The sequence below is a fragment of the Thermoanaerobacterium sp. CMT5567-10 genome (assembly GCF_030534315.2).
GTDB lineage: Bacteria > Bacillota > Thermoanaerobacteria > Thermoanaerobacterales > Thermoanaerobacteraceae > Thermoanaerobacterium.
The window spans coordinates 2776310-2795565 of the sequence record NZ_CP130558.2 but is presented as its reverse complement, the minus strand read 5'-3'; the positions used below and the strand labels follow the sequence as shown (position 1 = coordinate 2795565).

29 protein-coding genes are annotated in these 19256 nt (G+C 30.5%); 6 read left to right on the top strand and 23 right to left on the bottom strand.

The features are described 5' to 3' along the window. Positions 1 to 2: 2 nt before the first annotated feature. The 13 genes from Q2T46_RS14275 to Q2T46_RS14215 all read right to left on the bottom strand — a co-directional run bounded on the left by Q2T46_RS14275 (position 3) and on the right by Q2T46_RS14215 (position 12197). Positions 3 to 1157: a cysteine desulfurase family protein gene (locus Q2T46_RS14275; RefSeq protein ID WP_303264945.1), complete on the bottom strand. Its 1155-nt coding sequence runs from the start codon at positions 1155 to 1157 to the stop codon at positions 3 to 5. Between the two features lie 117 nt (positions 1158 to 1274). Beyond that, positions 1275 to 2789, bottom strand: a complete 1515-nt coding sequence (locus Q2T46_RS14270; RefSeq protein ID WP_303264946.1) for a 4Fe-4S dicluster domain-containing protein — start codon at positions 2787 to 2789, stop codon at positions 1275 to 1277. 15 nt (positions 2790 to 2804) lie between these two features. Further along, on the bottom strand, positions 2805 to 3965 hold the full coding sequence (locus Q2T46_RS14265) for a SpoIIE family protein phosphatase (protein WP_303264947.1): 1161 nt from the start codon (positions 3963 to 3965) through the stop codon (positions 2805 to 2807). Then, positions 3962 to 5680, bottom strand: a complete 1719-nt coding sequence (locus Q2T46_RS14260; protein WP_303264948.1) for a [Fe-Fe] hydrogenase large subunit C-terminal domain-containing protein — start codon at positions 5678 to 5680, stop codon at positions 3962 to 3964. Before Q2T46_RS14260 ends, Q2T46_RS14265 begins: the two co-directional genes overlap by 4 nt. Next, the gene (locus tag Q2T46_RS14255) at positions 5677 to 5922 is read right to left on the bottom strand and encodes a (2Fe-2S) ferredoxin domain-containing protein (protein ID WP_303264949.1); all 246 of its coding nucleotides are present in this window, start codon (positions 5920 to 5922) and stop codon (positions 5677 to 5679) included. Before Q2T46_RS14255 ends, Q2T46_RS14260 begins: the two co-directional genes overlap by 4 nt. Positions 5923 to 6016: 94 nt before the next feature. Then, the gene (locus Q2T46_RS14250) at positions 6017 to 6232 is read right to left on the bottom strand and encodes a DUF3006 domain-containing protein (RefSeq protein WP_132775475.1); all 216 of its coding nucleotides are present in this window, start codon (positions 6230 to 6232) and stop codon (positions 6017 to 6019) included. A gap of 132 nt (positions 6233 to 6364) precedes the next feature. Next, positions 6365 to 6631, bottom strand: coding sequence for a metal-sensitive transcriptional regulator (locus Q2T46_RS14245; protein ID WP_013298250.1), 267 nt, complete (start codon positions 6629 to 6631; stop codon positions 6365 to 6367). A 12-nt stretch (positions 6632 to 6643) separates the two neighbouring features. Next, the gene (locus tag Q2T46_RS14240) at positions 6644 to 7756 is read right to left on the bottom strand and encodes a glycosyltransferase (RefSeq protein ID WP_303264950.1); all 1113 of its coding nucleotides are present in this window, start codon (positions 7754 to 7756) and stop codon (positions 6644 to 6646) included. A 169-nt stretch (positions 7757 to 7925) separates the two neighbouring features. Beyond that, on the bottom strand, positions 7926 to 9503 hold the full coding sequence (locus Q2T46_RS14235; RefSeq protein ID WP_303264951.1) for a recombinase family protein: 1578 nt from the start codon (positions 9501 to 9503) through the stop codon (positions 7926 to 7928). 40 nt (positions 9504 to 9543) lie between these two features. Continuing rightward, positions 9544 to 9672, bottom strand: a complete 129-nt coding sequence (locus Q2T46_RS14230) for a hypothetical protein (protein WP_280953168.1) — start codon at positions 9670 to 9672, stop codon at positions 9544 to 9546. Between the two features lie 357 nt (positions 9673 to 10029). Further along, complete coding sequence (locus Q2T46_RS14225) at positions 10030 to 10605, bottom strand: hypothetical protein (RefSeq protein ID WP_303264952.1); 576 nt, start codon at positions 10603 to 10605, stop codon at positions 10030 to 10032. A gap of 2 nt (positions 10606 to 10607) precedes the next feature. Continuing rightward, positions 10608 to 11411 (bottom strand): hypothetical protein, encoded by an 804-nt coding sequence (locus tag Q2T46_RS14220; RefSeq protein ID WP_303264953.1) that lies wholly within the window; start codon positions 11409 to 11411, stop codon positions 10608 to 10610. 267 nt (positions 11412 to 11678) lie between these two features. Continuing rightward, on the bottom strand, positions 11679 to 12197 hold the full coding sequence (locus tag Q2T46_RS14215; RefSeq protein WP_303264954.1) for a helix-turn-helix domain-containing protein: 519 nt from the start codon (positions 12195 to 12197) through the stop codon (positions 11679 to 11681). Positions 12198 to 12326: 129 nt separating this feature from the next. On the opposite strand from Q2T46_RS14215, the gene Q2T46_RS14210 reads away from it, so the two are divergent. After that, on the top strand, positions 12327 to 13097 hold the full coding sequence (locus Q2T46_RS14210; protein ID WP_303264955.1) for a hypothetical protein: 771 nt from the start codon (positions 12327 to 12329) through the stop codon (positions 13095 to 13097). 8 nt (positions 13098 to 13105) lie between these two features. Here the strand turns inward: Q2T46_RS14210 and Q2T46_RS14205 are convergent, their stop codons facing one another. From Q2T46_RS14205 to Q2T46_RS14195, 3 genes are all read right to left on the bottom strand, one after another. Then, positions 13106 to 13381, bottom strand: a complete 276-nt coding sequence (locus Q2T46_RS14205; protein WP_303264956.1) for a hypothetical protein — start codon at positions 13379 to 13381, stop codon at positions 13106 to 13108. A 95-nt stretch (positions 13382 to 13476) separates the two neighbouring features. Further along, on the bottom strand, positions 13477 to 13605 hold the full coding sequence (locus Q2T46_RS14200) for a hypothetical protein (RefSeq protein WP_303264957.1): 129 nt from the start codon (positions 13603 to 13605) through the stop codon (positions 13477 to 13479). 175 nt (positions 13606 to 13780) lie between these two features. Beyond that, positions 13781 to 13966, bottom strand: coding sequence for a helix-turn-helix transcriptional regulator (locus tag Q2T46_RS14195; protein WP_303264958.1), 186 nt, complete (start codon positions 13964 to 13966; stop codon positions 13781 to 13783). 155 nt (positions 13967 to 14121) lie between these two features. Here Q2T46_RS14195 and Q2T46_RS14190 point away from each other — a divergent pair, with 155 nt between their 5' ends. The 3 genes from Q2T46_RS14190 to Q2T46_RS14180 all read left to right on the top strand — a co-directional run bounded on the left by Q2T46_RS14190 (position 14122) and on the right by Q2T46_RS14180 (position 15296). Further along, entirely contained in the window at positions 14122 to 14505 is a 384-nt protein-coding gene (locus Q2T46_RS14190; protein ID WP_303264959.1) for a helix-turn-helix domain-containing protein, read from the top strand. A gap of 24 nt (positions 14506 to 14529) precedes the next feature. Continuing rightward, positions 14530 to 14940, top strand: coding sequence for a hypothetical protein (locus Q2T46_RS14185; RefSeq protein ID WP_311062273.1), 411 nt, complete (start codon positions 14530 to 14532; stop codon positions 14938 to 14940). 131 nt (positions 14941 to 15071) lie between these two features. Beyond that, a complete protein-coding gene (locus Q2T46_RS14180) occupies positions 15072 to 15296 on the top strand; it encodes a phospholipase D family protein (protein ID WP_311062272.1) in 225 nt (74 codons plus the stop codon). A gap of 147 nt (positions 15297 to 15443) precedes the next feature. Here the strand turns inward: Q2T46_RS14180 and Q2T46_RS14175 are convergent, their stop codons facing one another. The 5 genes from Q2T46_RS14175 to Q2T46_RS14155 form a co-directional block, all read right to left on the bottom strand. Then, entirely contained in the window at positions 15444 to 15761 is a 318-nt protein-coding gene (locus tag Q2T46_RS14175; protein ID WP_303264961.1) for a hypothetical protein, read from the bottom strand. A 99-nt stretch (positions 15762 to 15860) separates the two neighbouring features. After that, positions 15861 to 16376, bottom strand: coding sequence for a helix-turn-helix domain-containing protein (locus tag Q2T46_RS14170; RefSeq protein WP_303264962.1), 516 nt, complete (start codon positions 16374 to 16376; stop codon positions 15861 to 15863). 63 nt (positions 16377 to 16439) lie between these two features. After that, positions 16440 to 16562, bottom strand: a complete 123-nt coding sequence (locus tag Q2T46_RS14165) for a hypothetical protein (protein ID WP_303264963.1) — start codon at positions 16560 to 16562, stop codon at positions 16440 to 16442. After that, entirely contained in the window at positions 16537 to 16752 is a 216-nt protein-coding gene (locus Q2T46_RS14160; RefSeq protein ID WP_303264964.1) for a hypothetical protein, read from the bottom strand. Before Q2T46_RS14160 ends, Q2T46_RS14165 begins: the two co-directional genes overlap by 26 nt. A gap of 120 nt (positions 16753 to 16872) precedes the next feature. Continuing rightward, the gene (locus Q2T46_RS14155) at positions 16873 to 17055 is read right to left on the bottom strand and encodes a helix-turn-helix transcriptional regulator (RefSeq protein ID WP_303264965.1); all 183 of its coding nucleotides are present in this window, start codon (positions 17053 to 17055) and stop codon (positions 16873 to 16875) included. Positions 17056 to 17256: 201 nt separating this feature from the next. Here Q2T46_RS14155 and Q2T46_RS14150 point away from each other — a divergent pair, with 201 nt between their 5' ends. Further along, positions 17257 to 17640, top strand: coding sequence for a helix-turn-helix domain-containing protein (locus Q2T46_RS14150; protein ID WP_303264966.1), 384 nt, complete (start codon positions 17257 to 17259; stop codon positions 17638 to 17640). Positions 17641 to 17829: 189 nt separating this feature from the next. On the opposite strand, the gene Q2T46_RS14145 is transcribed toward Q2T46_RS14150, so the two are convergent. Then, positions 17830 to 18147, bottom strand: coding sequence for a type II toxin-antitoxin system RelE/ParE family toxin (locus Q2T46_RS14145; RefSeq protein WP_209453294.1), 318 nt, complete (start codon positions 18145 to 18147; stop codon positions 17830 to 17832). Next, complete coding sequence (locus tag Q2T46_RS14140) at positions 18125 to 18415, bottom strand: type II toxin-antitoxin system prevent-host-death family antitoxin (protein WP_303264967.1); 291 nt, start codon at positions 18413 to 18415, stop codon at positions 18125 to 18127. The genes Q2T46_RS14145 and Q2T46_RS14140 overlap by 23 nt, the downstream gene beginning before the upstream one ends. Before the next feature lie 272 nt (positions 18416 to 18687). Between Q2T46_RS14140 and Q2T46_RS14135 the strand changes: the two genes are divergently transcribed. Continuing rightward, positions 18688 to 19239 (top strand): ImmA/IrrE family metallo-endopeptidase, encoded by a 552-nt coding sequence (locus Q2T46_RS14135; protein ID WP_209453295.1) that lies wholly within the window; start codon positions 18688 to 18690, stop codon positions 19237 to 19239. Positions 19240 to 19256 lie beyond the last annotated feature (17 nt).

Below are 19256 nucleotides of genomic sequence, written 5' to 3'. Positions count from 1 at the left end.
TTTTACCTCCTTTTGTATTTTCTTAAGAAATTCACTTTATCTTTCAAAGCATCTATTGTGTAATCTATCTCTTCATCTGTATTAAAAATGCTAAAAGAAAATCTAATCGCTCCTTCAATATATTCATGACTTAATCCTATAGCCTTTAATACATGGCTTTCTGTATTTTTGTGAGACGAGCAAGCAGAACCTGTAGATACATATATACCCTTTTCTTCTAGTGCGTGAAGCAGTACTTCTCCTCTTACACCCAAAAATGAAACATTTAATATCTGTGGTGCACCTTTATCTATATCAGGACCATTTAAGTGAATATCAGATATTTCACTTTTGATTCCGTCGTACAGCCTCTTTTTCAAATGTATAAGCTTCGACTCGTATTCATGAATATTTTCCTTTATCAGCCTACAAGCTTCTCCAAGGCCTACAATACCAGGCAGATTTTCAGTACCTGACCTTAAATTTCCTTCCTGACCACCGCCATATAATATAGGCTTTATTTTAACACCTCTTTTTATATAGATAGCACCTATACCTTTTGGGCCATGCATTTTATGGCCACTTAAAGATAAAAGATCTATCTTTTGACTCTTCACGTCCAACTCAATCTTGCCCACTGCCTGTATCCCATCTACATGAAAATATGCATTCTTGGCCTTTTCTTTTAATTTCGCAATGTCTTCAATAGGTTCAATGGTCCCTATTTCATTGTTCACTGCCATAATAGATATTAAAATTGTTTTATCATTTATAGCACCTTCAAGTTCATCCAAATCTATATTCCCTCGATTGTCTACATCAAGATATGTAATATCATACCCCTCTTCCTCAAGCTGTTTCATCACATTTAAAACAGATGGATGTTCAATCTTTGAAGTAATTATATGGTTTCCCAGTCTCTTCATGCCGTATGCTATTCCACGTATAGCAAAATTATTAGATTCTGTGCCACCAGAAGTATAAATTATCTCATCTGCTTCACACCCTAATAATTTTGCAACATTTCTTCTCGATTCTAATAATATCTTCTCAGCTTTATATCCTTTAAGATGGACTGATGAAGGATTGCCATACTCATTTTCCATAACATCAACCATCTTGTCAATTACTTCTTTGCGAACTTTTGTTGTTGCACTGTTATCAAGATATACCTCCATTTTTACCAATCCTCACATGTCTTTGTACTAATAAATATATTATATGTTAATATCATCAGATATTTCAAGTAAATAATAATAGGGTCCTAAAAGTGGACCCCCTCTTTAAAATTAATATCATGCTTCTTTGCATGAAGTCTTATTGGACTCATCCGAACTGTGACCAATATGAAAATCAACTTCATCCGCATCTAACTGGTTGACTCTCTCTTTTATGTTCTTATACAAAGATGCATCACCAAATTTATTTACAGCTAATTTTGCTTGATTTACGTTGTTGTTGATGACACCAGCACCACCGATGCAACCGCCAACACAAGCCATACCTTCTACAAAATTATTTGGCAATTTACCTGCCTTCATTATTTTCAACGTCTTATTGCACTCTTCAAGTCCATTACAAATTATCGGATTGATTTCAGTATCTGCATCTATCTCTTTTATCGCTTCAATTACCGCTTCTAAAACACCGCCAGATCTTGCAAATTTTCTCCCAAATAGTGTAGCATCATCCACTTCAACATCTTGTTGTTCTTTTATGTCTATCTTTGCTGCATCCAGAATAGCAGCCATCTCCTCAAATGTCATAGCAAAATCTGTTATACCTTTTATATCTTCTCTCATCACTTCAGATTTCTTTGCAGTACACGGTCCTATAAATACTGTCATTGCCATAGGATCATGCTTTTTAATGTATTTTGATATTGCTGTCATTGGCGATACTGTTGTAGATATATTATGAACCAATTCTGGATAGCTCTTTTTTATATGGGCTACAAATGCTGGACAGCAGGAACTTGTCATTACTTTTAAGTCTTTTATCCTTTCTTCAAACTCCTTGGCTTCTTCTACTGCAACAAAGTCTGCTCCAAGTGCAACTTCTATTACATCCGCAAAGCCAAATTCCCTCAAAGCAGATTTTATTTGACCTACTGTTGCATCTTTAAATTGAGACGCTATTGCAGGTGCTACTAAAGCATAAACTTTTTTACCGCTTTTTATCGCTCTTATTATATCCACAATGTATGATTTGTCTGTTATTGCACCAAATGGGCAAGCCAAAGTACAAGCACCACAAGAAGTACATTTCTCATAATTTATAGCAGCTTTTAATTCCTCATCCATTGTTATAGCTTTTGCTGCACAAGACCTGATACATGGCCTTAAATTATCAGATATGGCATTGTATGGGCAAGCATCTTTGCATCTGCCGCATTCTATGCACTTATCATAGTCAATATGGCTTTTTTTATTGATTATCGATATTGCGCCTTTGGGACATACTTCAGTACATCTATGAGTGATACATCCTCGGCACGCTTCTGTAACACGATACCTTTTTATAGGGCACTCTTCGCAAGCAATATCCAAAACTTGAATTACAGGTTCCTCACCATCTACTGCATGTCTCATTGTCCGCTTTAAATTTTTCCCCATTGCTACTTTTGTTCTTTGCTCTATTATAGCCCTTTCTTTATATACGCAGCATCTAAATCTAGGTTTTGTCCCCGGAATTATCTCATGAGGTATTTCATCGTATTCGTCTTCTAATCTGTCTTCCAATGTCAATTTAGCAACATTATAAAGTACTTCATATTTTAACATTTGAACATCAGTGTTAAACTTAAACAAGGCAATCTATCCTTTCTAAAAATAATTTACTTCAACATTTTTGTTTAATTTCTCTAATAAGTTAATAAGTTCTTCAACAATCTTAACCTTTATTCTAAGATCCGCAGGAAAATCTGGATTTTGATGAGCACTATTCACGGCCTGACCCACTAAAAAATTTACATCAGTTGCATAATTTAAAATTTTAAATAGGCGAGTTGCAGCATCCTTCTTTGAATACCTTAGTATGTTTGAATTGCCATCTTCGATGTATTCTTTAAAAATCTCAACTGTCTTTCTTAATGTCAAAACTCCTTCTGTCACCAAATCTATTCCATCTATAAAAGCAGGTGGTGGTATATCAGGATCGATATAATCAGTCGATGTAATAACCTTTTTATTTAAAACTCTTCCTACAATTTTCGCAGCCGTACCACCACATACTACCTTTAATCCTTCATTTTTCATGAGTTTTCTTACAACCCATTCATCCATATTCTTTAAGATAGGTGGCCCCACCATTACAGTCACTTTCTTTGACTCGTTCACCTTTATAACTATCGCTGTCGTATCATCACCAGGTTTATTCTTATATAAATTGTTGCAAGTCGTTATAAGCTGATAGCAAATATCAGATGCATCACTATAAACTCCTAATGTCTTTTCAAGATATTGCTGCACATTCTCCCACTGCCATCCAAGATTCAATATACCGCCTACACCTGCATGTATAACCCCATCAGATACAATTACAAGAGCATCATTGAGGTCCAACTTGAAGTTGCTTTCATAAATTCTTTTATCGCCTATTTCTACACATTTTCTATCTATTTTTTTATAAACTCCATTTTTAAAATAAAATATAGATGGGTTATCATACTCTACCACATGAACATTGTCAGAATTTATCGAAACAACCGTAAATGTAGAATATGCAATATTTCTTTCTTTGCATATAGGCAGCGTTTGCGCTATCGTATCTACAACATCAGATAATTCAGAACCCATATCAAGCATTTTTGAGACAATTCGCGTTGTCAAAGTTGATAAAATATTTGCTTTTACACCGCTGCCTAATCCATCTGCCATTACCGCCATTAAATAGTCTTTTTTTCTTATTATCTGAACACTATCACCGCACAGTTCTTCACCGTATTTGTTTAATGATGCATGTGCAATATCAATGTAATGGCTCATTCATCATCACCTTGATTTAATAGCATATCCTTCATTCTAGTCAATATAACTTTTGTCTCCGCAGTTGTCTCTCCTAAAAGACTTGCAATCTCCTGCGCCACTTTCATCTGCCTATCTATTACTTGCTGTGCCAACTGGTAGTTTTCCCTTTTAACCTTTGAAAAAGCCTCTTTCTGCTTTTCTATCTTTGTAATATCTGTAAAAATACCAATTGCAATTTTATATTCTTCTAAATAATAAATACTCTCTAACGCAATAATTCCATAATTTTTAAATGATACCTTTTTATTGAAAATACTTTTTTTGTTTTCAATCACATCTTTAAAATCCGATATATCAAATATCAAGGATAGATTCTCGTTTTTAACCATTGATGAATTTACTAAAAACATCTTCTCAAAAGCTCTATTCATTTCTTGTATCTCATACTCGTTATTAACAGCAATTATAGCGTTAGGTGTAGAACTGATTATAATGTTAGATAAAGTTTCAGCTCTCCCTCTCATATATGGCAAACACATATATGGTTCCGCCATTCCATTAAAAACAGCTATAGCCTTCTCTCTACATGTATCATAACCACATGCACCACAATTTAGTTCATCTTCCTTAGTAAGCTTTCCGATTTTTGATAAAATATCTTTTATTTCTTCCTCACTAGGAATCTTCCATTTATCACTTAAATTTATAAATTTCCTGCTAAAATCTACTGAACAATCAATCATATTGTTAATATCATTAACAAAGTTCGCCTTTGTATTTGAATAATTAATCACTTCTTCTTTTCTTTTAACAACACTATTATTTAACTTTCCGAAGGCTGGTCCATTAATACACCCTCCATCACAAGCATTTGCTTCTATCCAATATCCGTGCAAGTTGCCTGACCTTATATCGTCCAAAAGCTCCTTAACATTGTCAATCGAAGACACAGATACAACTTTTCTCAAATTTAAATCGATATCCATGCAGTCAATAGTTTTACCTTCAATAGGATATAATTTAAATGGCAACATTGTATCAACACAATCTGTAAATTCCTCCATGGAATCAATATTGATTCCAGCTTCATCTAACCATTCTATAATCTCTTCAAATGTCAAAACAGCATCTATTGCACCTTCACAGCTGAAATCATTCATCTCCACTTTCTTTGCTAAGCAAGGTCCTATAAACACTACCTTTATTTCATTGCCATAAACTTTTTTAACAGCCCTACCAACAGCAATCATAGGTGATACAACTGGTACAAGGCAATTTATTAGATCAGGATAGTACTTCTCAATCAAATAATTTATAGATGGACATGAAGTAGTAATAAGATTGTCATATTTTAAATCATTATAATACCTTTCATACTCTTTAGATATAAACATAGCTCCTACTGAAGTTTCTATTATCATTTCAGCCCCCAAACTTTTTAAAGCATTAAGAAATTTAAAGGCTCTGCCATTTCCTACAAGTGCAGGATAAGATGGTGCTATTGTAAAAACAACTTTATCACCTTTTTTTACAAAAGCTTTAACTTTTTCTACATCTGACCTTACGGTTTTGGCATTTTGTGGACACACATTTAAACATCTTCCACAAGCAATACACAGGTAATCAACTATTTCAGCTTGTTCATTATTAACTTTTATAGCTTTTACAGGGCAATATCTAATGCACTTATAGCAGTTTCTGCAATTTGCTTTTTTAAAATTTATGACACTCATTGTAAATTGCCTAGCACATATTCTTTAAAAAATTTTTCAACGCTATTTGGTTTAATTGACAAACACTTTCCGTCGTCAATTTTTACAGAAACTGCTCTTAAACAATTGCCCATGCAAAAATCCGCTTTTAATTCCACCTTGTCCTCAAGATTATAATCTTTAATAAATTTTTTTAATTCATTTATAACATTGTAGGAGCCTTTAAGATGACATGAACTACCTACACAAACAGTAATAACCATAAAAAATCACCCGTATACTGTATACAATTATTTTACTACACAAAAGAATTTAAGTAAATAATAGTTAATTTATTAACAAATCAAACTAAAATAATTAATCCTCTTTTCTGGATTCTTCTATCATCTTTTTTAACTTATGCGCTCTCTCACCAGTCTTTTCTTTATCAACATCTAAACTGATATCAATAACATCCTCTTCAGCTATATTACTAGGAAGATATTTTATCGGAATATTTATCTTTCTGTCATCATCAAGAATGACTATTGCCACATCATCTTCTATTTTATCAACAATACCATGTATTCTCATCTAATACACCTTCTTTTTAATTATTATACATCTTTTAATTTTCTTTATCAATACTAAGACATATTTTATAAATTTTATAAAAGGGTCTGCCTGCCAAACCCTTTTATAACTTTCATTGTATTAATATGATCTTTATTTTAAAAATTTTACTAATAAGTCAACTACGCTCTGCAGCTCCTCATACGTTATCTTTCCGTCTTCATTTGAAAGAAAACACTGTTCTGCATGTTCATTTATTATAGATAATCCAACTTTTTCTAAGGAAGCTCTTACTGCTGCTATTTGTAGCAAAATGTTTGAACATCCTTTATCCTCTTCAACCATTTTCTCAATTCCAGCTATATGGCCTTTTATAGTTTTTAACCTTAAAAGTACATCATCTTTAATACTTTTGCTCATAATAATCACCTTTCAATTACATTTTATTCTTTTATCCAGTTTTTCAAAGATTATGCTCATCTCTTTTTTAAACAGCTCTTTCCAGTCAAATGATTTTGCAAATTTTTTTCCATTTTGTCCGTATATACTCATTTTATCATGATTTTCTATCAAATCTATAGTTTTTTCTACAAAGTCTGCAATACTGTACTTTATTGTTATACCACATTCATTTTCTTTAATCAATTTGCCTAAGTCACCAATGTCTGTTGCTATAACTGGAAGGCCAGCAGCCATATATTCTACGGCTTTAAGTGGAAAAGAATATTTTATAAGCTCTGTTGGAAAAAGCGTACACAAGCCTATATCAGCTTTTTTAAAGTACAACGGCAAGTCTTTATATTTAACCTTTCCAAGAAAATGAACAAAATCATCAACTTTGTAATCCTTCGACAATTTTCTTAAGTCAGGCTCGTATCTTCCCCTGCCTAGTATCATCATGGAGACATCTAATTCCCGTCTTAATATTGGAAGTGCCTTAATAGGCATTTCAATTCCTGACCAATGTTCTAATGAACCGCTAAATACAAGTATAGTTCCATTGTGTTTTACTTTATCACCTTTAAACAACTCATAATTAACACCATTTGGTATGTAATATGGTGTAATACCTGTCACATTTTTTCTGAATTCTATCAATTGCTTGTTAACAGAAAATGTAATGTCTGAACTTTCTATACAATATTTTTCCATATACTTCGTTCTATTGTAAATATCTTCATATTCAAAAAATGCAGGAAAATAATCTATATCCTCATATGCCAAAAAATTTACTCTCCCAACCTTCAAAAGTTCTACTGCTGTAACACCTGCCCATGGTCCTTGGGCAATGCAAATATCATATTTTTCAGAATCAATTTCCAAATACCTTTTATACAATGTCATAGGACTAAAAAGGCTTGCAAATTTCACAGGTATCCCTATATATTTAGTAGTACCTTCTTGCCTTTTCAGTACTCCCAGATCGTCGTATCTGCAAAATACTACAGTTAAATCGTATCTTTCCTTTAAATATTCTATCAAATGATGGCTTCTCTGTGGAAGTGAGTTTAAAATATCGATAAAAGTAATAAACAATATCTTCATATGATCCCTCCTAATCTCTTTATGTGAAAAGCCAGCATATGCTGGCTTTTCATCCTATTAATATGGCGAATATGGGGCCTTCTGTGGAGGGAATATAGGCGGAAACGGTCTTTGCATGAATTCGTCACAAACGTTTGTCGGAAACTCTTCGCACTCAGGTGGTTGCGTACTATGAGATATAATTTTGAGGATTTGAAAATTTATAGTGTATCTTAACTTTATTATTATTAAATATTTCTATAAAGTCAATAAGGTTTTCAACCATTTGCCTATTTAAATCCTGCATATCAATTATTGCTTTAATTTTTTCATACGCCTGTTGTATAAGTATCATCTTTATGTCCTTAGAATTTATTTGTTTTTCAATCTCATTTAATTTATTTTGATAAGTATTCATTTCATTCTGAATCTCATCAGAAAGTATTTTAAACTGCTCATCATTAATTAAACCTTTTATCTTGTCGTAATACATCTGCTTAAAAGTATTTTGCAGCTCGGAAAATTTCTTTTTATATCCTTCATACATATTTTTCTGCTCCATATATTTTTCTTCAATCGAATCCTCGGCAATTCTTGCTAATTCACGATAATCGACGATTTCTTTAGCTATAGTCCTAAGGTCATCTAAAATTATTTGTTTTAACTTATCTTCCGGTATAGAATGCATTGTACAAGCTTTTGAACCGTATTTTCTAAAAGCACCGCATATAAGTTTCCAGCAAGGCTCCTTTCTATCCTTGTCATAAAAATACCCCATATACGATCCACAATCGCCGCATCTTGCTTTACCAGAAAAAAGATGTGTAATATGCCCCGGTCTGAATTTAAGCTCGGATCTTCCTTGTATTATATCCTGCACCTGCCAGAAAATATCTTCATCTATTATAGGCTCATGCATGTGTGTTTTTTTGATCCACTCTTCCTCAGGCACTTCTCTGACTTTTTTTACTTTGTACGATACCTTTTTTCTCTTATGCTGGACAACTGTCCCAATGTACACTTCATTCGTCAGTATTCTGTGAACAGCGTTGCTATTCCACATTTTAATCTTCTGGTTTGGATTCATATAATTTTCTTTTGAACCTGCTGGTGTAGGATAACCTTCATCAGATAATATTTTAGCAATCTTTTGTTTGCCAAATCCTTCCATATATAATGAAAAAATTCTCTTTACTGCCTGAGTTGTAATATCGTTGGCTGGTATTAATTTGTTTTTATTATTAGGATCCTTTTTATACCCATAAGGCGCTAATGCCCCTATGTATAGACCTTCTTTCATTTTACTGATAAGGTTAAACCTTATTTTTTTTGATATATCTTTAGCGTACATGTCATTAACAACATTTCTAAAGGGTATGCTGTCATCATCACCTTTTAAAGTATCAACACCATCATTTAAAGCAATATATCTTATACCATACTCAGGAAATACCTTCTCTAAATATCTTCCCATCTCGATATAATCTCTTCCAAGACGAGATAAATCTTTTGTTATAATGCAATTTATTAAGCCATTCTCAACGTCATCAATCATCCTTTTAAAATCATCCCGTTCGAAAGTAGTTCCACTTACACCATCATCAATATAAACATCGACAAGATGCCAATTATTTTCGTATACAAATCTTGTTAGTTCTTTCTCCTGTGTTTGAATACTTTCACTGTAACCTTTATTTAAATCTTCTTTTGAAAGCCTGCAGTACACTGCACAGTTCCAGGTTTTATTCAGTACGTTATCCTTGAGCATCTGTAACCTCCTTCATGGATAACCACCATAATATATTTTATCACGAATTTACAGCTTGTTTAATAATTTGTTTTATTAAATCATCAAGTTTTTTACCCTTATCATTAAACTCACGCATAATAAGTATTTTATCATCGGACTTTTCATCTTTATCCTTCTTTTTATCCATTTTTATAACCCCCTTGCATTTCATTTGTTATAAATATATGAGTTTATAGATTGTACACTTGCAAATATTTAAAATTATTACTTTATTGCTGATATCATTAATAAAATAATGTAAGTTTATGAAAAACAAAAGAGACCAATTCCTATGTCGGCTGCATATGAATAATCAAATTTTCATTTCCTTACATTTTAGATAAAAAAATAAAGCCTTCAAGGCTTTATTTTCCCTTTAATTGTTTTTATTTTTTTAAAATAAAAAGCTATAATTACAAATATTCGTACATCCGTATATATTACAACAATAATATTATTACTAACCTTACCCTTTTCACTCTTAGATTTCCCAATAAGTAACTTTCTATTTGTCCTTATTATTTAAAAAGCGCTGAGAAAATTCATGTGAAACATCTGACAATTTAAAAAGAGTAAAAATTATATCCAAAAGAGCATAAAGAGATAACATTACAAGGCTCATTTCTACCATATAACAAACTTCTTTCTTATTCATTTTAAATATTATAATGTTTATTTCCGGAATTTCTCTTATAACAATTATTATCCAACTTCCAACTAATGAGAAAAATATAAATAACGTGTCATCCTTTAACTCTTTAAAAATATTGACTATCTTTTTTTCTAACTCAACAATGTGATCTTCCTTATCTTTAAATACTTTATATAGAGATTCTCTTATATTTTCTACATTCGAATATAATAAAGCAATAACTGCTATAGCTAAACTAAGAATAACTGTAAAAAAATTTAACACAAAATCATCCTTAATAAAAACTGCTGTTCCATTCCCAATACTTTTTGTATTTTTTACTATCAAATAACTTATTCCCAATGAAATAAAAAAAGGAATTAATTTTACAACTATCCCTGCCTTATTAAAATATTTTCTTGTTTTCCTTAAAAATTCATTTATTTTCATTTTTATTCACCTTTTAGCGGATCGTTTTCTTTTATTTTTTGCTCTAATTGAAATAAAGCTTCTTCTGTTTCCATAGATATTTCAGATATTTCAATTTTTTTGATGTTATCATTACTTTTAATTGTTACCCTTTTGAAAGTTTTTCCACTCTGGATTTTTATTCTCCATTGTCCTCCACCGGCAGAAGCATATCTTATTGGATCCTCAAATTCCTCTCTTTCAATATTTAAATTACCATCTTCATTTTTATATTTTATTTCTGTTTCTGTTGAATTATACCTTTTCTTTATCTCTTTTAAAAAACTATTAGTACTAAATATTCCACCAAATAAATTAGGCGCTTTTAAACTCAACACAACCTCATAAATTTTTTGAACATTTCTAACATAATCCCAAAAAGAACTCTCAAAGCTAACAGGATCAATTGTAAAATTATAACCAGAATCTTTTGCTATTGGTATAAATATTCCTTTAATTTTATCTACTGCTGTTTTTACCTCACGGAAAACTGAAGATTTATGTTGAACTAAAATTAATTGTCTCTTTAAATCAAAAACAACATATATATAAGGATAATTAGCTTCTAGTGAACTCTTAATATCATCTTCTGTAGGTTCAAATTTTTCTCTAACCCTTTCAGATGCAAGTTTACAAAGATATAAATTATCTCTATATTTTTTTGTCAAAAATAAAATACACTTCCCTCTATTTGTAATTTTTTCATGCTTTTTTGTATTTTCTAATTCGTTGAAAAAATTGTAAATTATTTCAAATTTTTCTTCCTCTTTTTTTTGAAAAAAAGACATCTGCTCAGTCTTAACCAGAAAATATCGTTATACATATAACTCAACATTGTCCATCTTTTTGTCCCCCTTTTTTTTGATAATATTCTACATTTGTTTTCAAATTCCTTCTTTTTTTGTAAAAAGCTCTAGCTCAGCGGGGGACACTAGGTTTTATCTTGTGTAAAATAAATATTATTTTTTAGATATTATAATATAACCTTCCTGCAAAAACTGTATAATTAAGTAATTAAGTTTTTATCTCCTTTTTTAAAGGTAAAAAATAAAGTGTTATTTACTTAATGCCTTCTCCTCCGTTTCACTCATCCATTTCTCATTCTCTATTTTCTGCGAATAAAGCCTGAATTCATTTAAAACTGTCTTATGCGCACTTACAGATTTTGGTAAATCAACAGGTTTTCTGCCAAAATCCTCTACGAAAATAATTTTTTGATTTTTTGGATCATATTTATAATGATTTATACAACTTTCAATAAGAGCATTATCGCTTAGCGTACTTTTCTTTGACATCGACATTGCGTTTTGCCTCTGTAACTCCATCATACCTGCAATAAGGCCTTCCTCTTCTTCTCTTTCTTTCCTTCTCTTTTGCTTCACATATTCACCCGTCTCCTTATTATGTCTAACTTTATTCTCCTGCTTCTTTCGTTCTTTCTCTTCTGCATATTCAGGAAACTGCTTCAATATCTTTGATACTGCTTGCTTTGTTACGCCAACTTCTTTTGCTATTTCTGTGCATGTCATTTTCTCTAAAAAGTACAACGCATAAACTTTATCTTTATTGCACATCTCATGGCCCCCTTTTTATTTTAGTTTCAAAAAAATTTTTCGATAATATATGGTAGTAAAATAAGTCAGGAGTTTGAGAAATATAAAATTTGATCTTGGCATGATTTTAAGTATAAGAGGTGTTTTTAAATGATAAACAAAGTAAAAAATTTTTTTAGCAAATATATAGAAGCTAATAAAATGCAATCTAAATTTATTCTCTTTTCAAAATGTCATCCACTATGCTTGTGTATAATGAGATATGTAGCCGTCCTAATAGTTGTTCTAGCTTTTCTTAAAACTTTAATTATTTACATGATAACTAATCAGTTTCAAACAACAAATCTTCTATTATCATTATTTTTGTTCATCGCTTTTTTACTAATGTCAGTATTAATTGAAACTTGCTCGAAAAATCTAAACAAAGTTATAATCCAAAATAAAATTGGTAAAATCCTTGCTGAGTACTCATCACTGGATTTAGCAATAGACCATTTATCTAGAATAATTTTTGAAAGTAGCACTAATAAGGACGTCTTAGAAAAAGAAATTGGCGCTTCTAATATGCCAAATATAATAAATGGAACAATGCAGATTATAAGTTTTTTAGTTGGTTTTTTTGCTAATACACTTTCTGAAATATTTAGAATTTCAATTAATCAGAATATAGGTACAGTTTTCCCAAATTTAAACACGTTTTACGAAAGTATTTTTATTTTCAGTGCGGTTTATGTTATTATATTGTTTACTCTCTATCTTTTAGCAGAAATATTCAAATCATATAATTTATATTATATTCATATGTTTGACTATCAAATTAAATATGTTCAGTATACAAAAACCAAATTAATTGAGAAAAAAAATAAAAAAGCAAGAAATATTATCTATATCACCCATTTTAAAAGACAAAAAAATACATAATGAATTATTTATATCAATAAACTATATGTAATCACAGCTAATAAAATAGAAGATAGAAATGATAGTAAAATATAAGATGGTGGTATAAAAAAATTTCTACCGATGAATAAAAAAACAACAAAATTTATCTGCATTACTAAAAATGCAATAATTGACGGTAATATTTTTATACCCGGAATTCCTTGAATAGCCACATAAAAAATTATATTCAGTATTAGAAAAGCAAATAAAGTAATTATAATTAATATGATAGTTCCAGGTTCAAAACCTTTAAATTTTTTCATTAAAAATCACCCCTTTCAAAAATGAGTTATACACAATTTCACTTATGTTTAGTTGACTTTTTGCTAACAACTTTTAGACATACTGCGGCTATATATTATGTCTTTATCATCAGTTTCCAGCCTTCGCCTACTTTTTCTATCTTTATTGGTGTTATTCTCATTAGTCTATCTGCTATCTTTATCAGCAGATCTTTATTCTTGATTGGCCTAAATTCTACCCACATTATCTTTCACCTGCCCTTTTTCACGCATTTCTTTGATTCTTCTATACAATAGTTCAGTTTAATCTATTTCTTCTAAAACTAACAAATTTCATTTACTTTTAGAAGGAAATTTTAATTCTGTGGCGAATTAATGATTTAAATTTAATATATTATTATATCTGCAAAATGCAAAGTTTTATGGCAAAAAAATATCTTCAAAAGACCTATTCAGTACTTTAGCAATTTTAAGCGCTATTGATAACGGCATTCTTCTATTGCCATTTTCTAATTGTGAATAGTAGCTTTCTGATATATCAAGTTTTTTTGCCATATATAATTGCGTATACCCCATACTTTTTCGTATTTCTTTTAGTTTGTACATATATACTCTCCTAACTTTGCAATTTGTCATCTTGATATTATTATAGATTTAACTTTGCGTTTTGTCAAGTTATAAATTATAATTTTTTTATTTTGCAAAGTTTATTTGACTTTGCTATTTGTAAAGTTATAATAATATTTAGGTGGTGTAATTGGATGAGCTTTGGTAAAAGATTTAAGACACTCCGATTAGAGAAAAACTTAACACAAGCAGAATTAGCAAAGATACTTTCGATTGGAGAATCAACAATTTCATTCTATGAATCTGATAAGCGTGAACCTGATTATGAAACCCTACAAAAAATAGCCGATTTCTTTGACGTATCGGTAGATTATTTATTAGGTAGAACAGATAAGAGAAACATAGATACATCAAATGATGTCGATGAAAGGCTTCACAAAGTCATGCAGGAATTAGGTCCCGATGTTCTTTTGGCATTTTATGATCTTCCAAATATGACCAATGAAGAAAAAGAAAATGTTATTACTTTGCTTGAAGGCATAAAAGCAAAAAGAGAGAAGAAAAAGAAAAAAGAATAATAAAGGGGGAAAATTAAGATAATCATGAATATAAAATATATAAGTCCTTTTGTCGACAATCAAGTTAATTGTTCGATATATATTGGTAAAAATGCAGGTAAAATAATTGAAAATCGCATTAAAAAATCAGAAAAGTCAATAAAAATTTTATCGCCTTATGTTAGTCCATCACTTATTGATTTGTTATTAGAAAAAAAAGAAACTGTGAAAGATATAAAATTAATTTCCTCTGCTAAAATTGACGATTTTCGGTATCCCAAAAACTCCATTTTATTAAGAAAATTAATTTTGCAAAATCGTAATACTGATGAAGATGCCATAAACAAACGCAAAAGCTTATATAATTTTACTGTTTATTTAACCTTAATACTTATTATTTATACTTTGATTTCTATTGTGCTTTTAGCAACAAAAATATTAATCTTTTTACTTTAACACCATATGTTTATATGATTTCTGTGATCTTAATATTATTTCTAAGAAAAAAAATATTATCTATTAGAACCTATACCTATAGTTATACTACTCCTTTTTTTATAAAATTTATAAATGATGATGAACTTTTTTTGCATTATAAACTTTATATAATCGACAATTCATATGCTTTTTTAGGCTCCTTAAATTTTACAAGAAAAGGACTTTTTGATAATTATGAATCATGTATAACTATAAAAGATGAAAAAGTTGTGAAAAAACTCTCTGATTATTTCGATTATATAACAAATATATCATGCAGACAAGTTGATATATCATTGTGGGGACGTATAATTCACGGTGAGCCTATAAACTAGATATTATTTTATTAAGAAACGATTTTTATATTAAAACAGAATTAAAAGTTGCATAATAGCAAGAAACATCAATGATAATTAAAAGGAAGCCTCATCTATACGATGAGAAGCCTTCGCTATTCATAAAAAACATTGAAAAAGCTGAGACTATCTATTTCCCAGCTTTTTGCTTAATTCTACTATTTTATTATCATGATACAATGTTTTAATTGTCATGTTATTCACATCTATTTGAATCCTGTCAATCTTTTCGTTTATTTCATCAATTTTTTCATGCATAACCTGCCTGTCATTAAGTAAAGCTCTTATTTTGTCGGTTATCTCACTGTCAATTTTGGTACCAAGCTTTCTTATTTCTTCTTTTGCAGTATGCATTTCCAGTTTTAAATCATTTACTGTTTCATTTAAATTTTCTATTTTGTCATTAATTTTTTCTAATAAAAAAAGAATTTTTTCTTCATCCATTAAAAAATACCTCGCTTTTCATTCGGAGACTACCCATCTTAGATTTATTTTAATGTATTAAATGTAAAAATTCAATAGAATTTTGGATCTATTTTTAGTCTATCTTAAAGCTCTCTTTTCTGTCATGCTCATCCATTTCTCATCCTCTATGTCTTGCATATATTCATAAGATCCATTTAAGACCTTTTTATGTACTTTTATTGCTTTTGGCAAATCAGCCGGCTTTCGTCCAAAGTCTTCTACAAATACTATTCTTTCATTCTTTGGTTCATATCTGTAATGATTTATACAGCTTCTTACCAGTGCGTCATCGCTTAGCGTACTTTTCTTTGACATCGACATTGCGTTTTGCCTCTGTAACTCCATCATACCTGCAATAAGGCCTTCCTCTTCTTCTCTTTCTTTCATCCTCTTTCGCTTCACATATTCACCCGTCTCCTTATTATGTCTAACTTTATTCTCCTGCTTCTTTCGCTCTTTTTCTTCTGCATATTCAGGAAACTGTTTCAATATCTTTGATACTGCTTGCTTTGTTACGCCTATTTCTCTTGCTATTTCTGTGCATTTCATTTTCTCTAAAAAGTACAATGCATAAACTTTATCTTTATCGCACATATCATGGCCCCCTTTTTTAGTTGACTTTTTGCTAACAGTTTTTAGACACACTGCGGCTATATATTATGTCTTTATCATCAGTTTCCAGCCTTCGCCTACTTTTTCTATCCTTGTTGACGTTATTCTCATTAGCCTATCTGCTATCTTTATCAGCAGATCTTTATTCTTGATTGGCCTGAATTCCACCCACTTTATCTTTCACCTGTCCTTTTTCACGCATTTCTTTGATTCTCGTGTATAATAGCTCAGCTAATGGTCTATAAAATTTTTCTTCATCTACTTCTTCATAACCAATTATTTCTTCGCTGTCAGGAATAAAATTATTTGCCATGAGCTTTTCACGTGCTATTGTGGCTCTTACAATCGCTACTTTCATAAAGGCATCTCTCCCATCATAAAATTTCCTTTTATTTTTCTTGTTTATAGAAGGATATTCAGACTTTGTGTCGAATTAATGATCAAAAGATTATTTTGCCCTTTTACGTGGCATTATTTATTAAAAAAATAAATCTTCTACATGACAACCAATGAGCTTTGCCATTTTAAAGGCTAAATCTAAATTAGGCTTTCTTTTGCCTATTTCTATCATAGATAAATATGATCTTGATATACCTAAGATATTTGATAATTCTTTAGCGGTCATATTATTTTGTTTTCTAAATTTTCTAATTTTATTCATCAGATTACCTCCATGTTTTTATTTTACCACAAATTAGGGCATATTCAAGTTTTAAAAAACAGTTTTTGCCTCAATATGTGTCAATATTTAATATTTATGTGCCTTTTTCTTCAATTATCTTAATATAACGCCCTATAACGTGGCAATCAATTGCCGCGAATTGTAGTAAAATAAAATTAGTAAATTTAGATAGGTGGTTATATGAATTTTGCAAATAGACTTAAATCTTTACGAGAAGAAAAAAAATTAAGTCAAGAAGAATTATCTCAATTAATAAATATTAGTCGTTCTACATTATCTATGTATGAAATAAACAAAAGACAACCAGACCCCGAAACCTTACAAAAAATAGCCGATTTCTTTGACGTATCGGTGGATTATTTATTGGGTAGAACAGATAAGAGAAACATAGATGTATCAAATGACGTCGATGAAAGGCTTCACAAAGTCATGCAGGAATTAGGTCCCGATGTTCTTTTGGCATTTTATGATCTTCCTAATATGACTGATGAAGAAAAAGAAAATGTTATTACTCTGCTTGAAGTCATAAAAGCAAAAAGAGAAAAGCAAAAGAAAAAAGGATAAAAATTTGGCATTATTTTTTAAAAGGAAGTGATACAAATAAAGCCATTTGTTAATAATCAACAAAAGTTTTATCCTCTTATATTAACTATAATTAATAGATTTATTTAGTGGCAAAATAAAAAAGTTTAGATATAAAATTCATTTTCTTTTGCTAAAGTAAAAGATTTATATAACCCTCAAAATTCCTTATTACCGTATCAGCCACCCATAATCCTGCCTGCAATCAACTATATAATCAACGTACACTGTCTGGTCCTTAATCTGATACAAAATCAAATACCGTTTCTCTACGAACATCTTGTGATATTTATTCGAAGGGATAAATTCTACCTCCAGAAATGGAAAACGCTCCGGCATTTCATGCAGAGAACGGATAGCATTCATTAAGCCATTTTTTACCTTACGGGCGGCAGTAGGACTTTTCTGTGCCAGAAAGCGGACATGGCCCGCCAACATTTGGCGGGCACGATCGGAAACAATCACATTATACTGAACCTTCTTTTCCATGCTCCACCTCATCAATAATGCTGTCCAGATAGCTGTCCAGTTCATCCGGTGTAACCCCGGTACGTCCTGCCAAACGGTCTTCCGCGACAGCCAGCAATTCTTCGCGCAACTTCAGCATTTTTTCACGGCGGGTAAATGCCTCTATATCCATGACAACAAGATCACCTTCCCCGTTTTTAGTAAGAAAAACAGGTTCTCCGGTAGACTTGCATAAAGCCGCAATTTCATTGTAATTCTGCCTGATGCTTGCGGACGGTTTAATCTGCATGATATCAACTCCTTATAGTAATATTCTAATCATATTATACTCTTTTCATGCTATGATATCAATTAATTCTTCTTATTATAGAAGTATTTTTTTATTTTACTTTTCTTTACACTATTTAGGATTGTCAGTTTACAATTATAGTATCTAGGAAGTATGTGAATAATATTATTTTCATTTCATCTGTCTTCGTAAAAAAATTATTGAATATTTTTAATACTCATGATAAACTATTCATATACAAACGTAAGTTTGCATTAAAAGGAGGACAAGCTATGTACTACACTATGGCACAAAAAGCTAACAAATTGCTATTAAAATATAATATTATCAACTTCCCTATTAATACTGAAATAATTGAATACATAATTGAAAATGAAGGCCTTGAAATTGAATTTACAGATTCTATTAAAAATGCAGTAATAATAGATAATGCAATTTATATGAATAAACCTGATAACATGCGCGATTATCGTTCTTTTATTGTGCACGAATATGGACATTTTACTTATCAATGTGGAAATATTGAATATCTGCCAAATAAAAATAAATATGAAATGGAGGCTCAAGCCTTTGCAGCATATTTTTTAATGCCAATCGGCATTTTTGAAAAGCATCTTGAATTAGAAGAAAATGATTATGAACTGTCGCAGGATTTCGGAGTAACATTAGAGCTTGTAAAATTTAGAAAAAATTTAACAAAAGCACTAATTGACAGCGGAGAATATAACTTATTAGTATATAGCTTATATTTCAGAAAAGATGATTTAAAAAATATAATTATAAATAATAATACAGATGAAGAAATATATAAAAGAATAATATGAATGTAAATACTACAAAA

Excerpts from the sequence above, each read along its gene's own strand:
- Q2T46_RS14275 (WP_303264945.1), bottom strand. The coding sequence starts at position 1,157 with ATGGAGGTATATCTTGATAACAGTGCAACAACAAAAGTTCGCAAAGAA.
- Q2T46_RS14265 (WP_303264947.1), bottom strand. The coding sequence starts at position 3,965 with ATGAGCCATTACATTGATATTGCACATGCATCATTAAACAAATACGGT.
- Q2T46_RS14260 (WP_303264948.1), bottom strand. The coding sequence starts at position 5,680 with ATGAGTGTCATAAATTTTAAAAAAGCAAATTGCAGAAACTGCTATAAG.
- Q2T46_RS14255 (WP_303264949.1), bottom strand. The coding sequence starts at position 5,922 with ATGGTTATTACTGTTTGTGTAGGTAGTTCATGTCATCTTAAAGGCTCC.
- Q2T46_RS14250 (WP_132775475.1), bottom strand. The coding sequence starts at position 6,232 with ATGAGAATACATGGTATTGTTGATAAAATAGAAGATGATGTGGCAATA.
- Q2T46_RS14245 (WP_013298250.1), bottom strand. The coding sequence starts at position 6,631 with ATGAGCAAAAGTATTAAAGATGATGTACTTTTAAGGTTAAAAACTATA.
- Q2T46_RS14240 (WP_303264950.1), bottom strand. The coding sequence starts at position 7,756 with ATGAAGATATTGTTTATTACTTTTATCGATATTTTAAACTCACTTCCA.
- Q2T46_RS14235 (WP_303264951.1), bottom strand. The coding sequence starts at position 9,503 with ATGCTCAAGGATAACGTACTGAATAAAACCTGGAACTGTGCAGTGTAC.
- Q2T46_RS14230 (WP_280953168.1), bottom strand. The coding sequence starts at position 9,672 with ATGGATAAAAAGAAGGATAAAGATGAAAAGTCCGATGATAAAATACTT.
- Q2T46_RS14225 (WP_303264952.1), bottom strand. The coding sequence starts at position 10,605 with ATGAAAATAAATGAATTTTTAAGGAAAACAAGAAAATATTTTAATAAG.
- Q2T46_RS14220 (WP_303264953.1), bottom strand. The coding sequence starts at position 11,411 with ATGTCTTTTTTTCAAAAAAAAGAGGAAGAAAAATTTGAAATAATTTAC.
- Q2T46_RS14215 (WP_303264954.1), bottom strand. The coding sequence starts at position 12,197 with ATGTGCAATAAAGATAAAGTTTATGCGTTGTACTTTTTAGAGAAAATG.
- Q2T46_RS14210 (WP_303264955.1), top strand. The coding sequence starts at position 12,327 with ATGATAAACAAAGTAAAAAATTTTTTTAGCAAATATATAGAAGCTAAT.
- Q2T46_RS14205 (WP_303264956.1), bottom strand. The coding sequence starts at position 13,381 with ATGAAAAAATTTAAAGGTTTTGAACCTGGAACTATCATATTAATTATA.
- Q2T46_RS14200 (WP_303264957.1), bottom strand. The coding sequence starts at position 13,605 with ATGTGGGTAGAATTTAGGCCAATCAAGAATAAAGATCTGCTGATAAAG.
- Q2T46_RS14195 (WP_303264958.1), bottom strand. The coding sequence starts at position 13,966 with ATGTACAAACTAAAAGAAATACGAAAAAGTATGGGGTATACGCAATTA.
- Q2T46_RS14190 (WP_303264959.1), top strand. The coding sequence starts at position 14,122 with ATGAGCTTTGGTAAAAGATTTAAGACACTCCGATTAGAGAAAAACTTA.
- Q2T46_RS14185 (WP_311062273.1), top strand. The coding sequence starts at position 14,530 with ATGAATATAAAATATATAAGTCCTTTTGTCGACAATCAAGTTAATTGT.
- Q2T46_RS14175 (WP_303264961.1), bottom strand. The coding sequence starts at position 15,761 with ATGGATGAAGAAAAAATTCTTTTTTTATTAGAAAAAATTAATGACAAA.
- Q2T46_RS14170 (WP_303264962.1), bottom strand. The coding sequence starts at position 16,376 with ATGTGCGATAAAGATAAAGTTTATGCATTGTACTTTTTAGAGAAAATG.
- Q2T46_RS14160 (WP_303264964.1), bottom strand. The coding sequence starts at position 16,752 with ATGAAAGTAGCGATTGTAAGAGCCACAATAGCACGTGAAAAGCTCATG.
- Q2T46_RS14155 (WP_303264965.1), bottom strand. The coding sequence starts at position 17,055 with ATGAATAAAATTAGAAAATTTAGAAAACAAAATAATATGACCGCTAAA.
- Q2T46_RS14150 (WP_303264966.1), top strand. The coding sequence starts at position 17,257 with ATGAATTTTGCAAATAGACTTAAATCTTTACGAGAAGAAAAAAAATTA.
- Q2T46_RS14145 (WP_209453294.1), bottom strand. The coding sequence starts at position 18,147 with ATGGAAAAGAAGGTTCAGTATAATGTGATTGTTTCCGATCGTGCCCGC.
- Q2T46_RS14140 (WP_303264967.1), bottom strand. The coding sequence starts at position 18,415 with ATGCAGATTAAACCGTCCGCAAGCATCAGGCAGAATTACAATGAAATT.
- Q2T46_RS14135 (WP_209453295.1), top strand. The coding sequence starts at position 18,688 with ATGTACTACACTATGGCACAAAAAGCTAACAAATTGCTATTAAAATAT.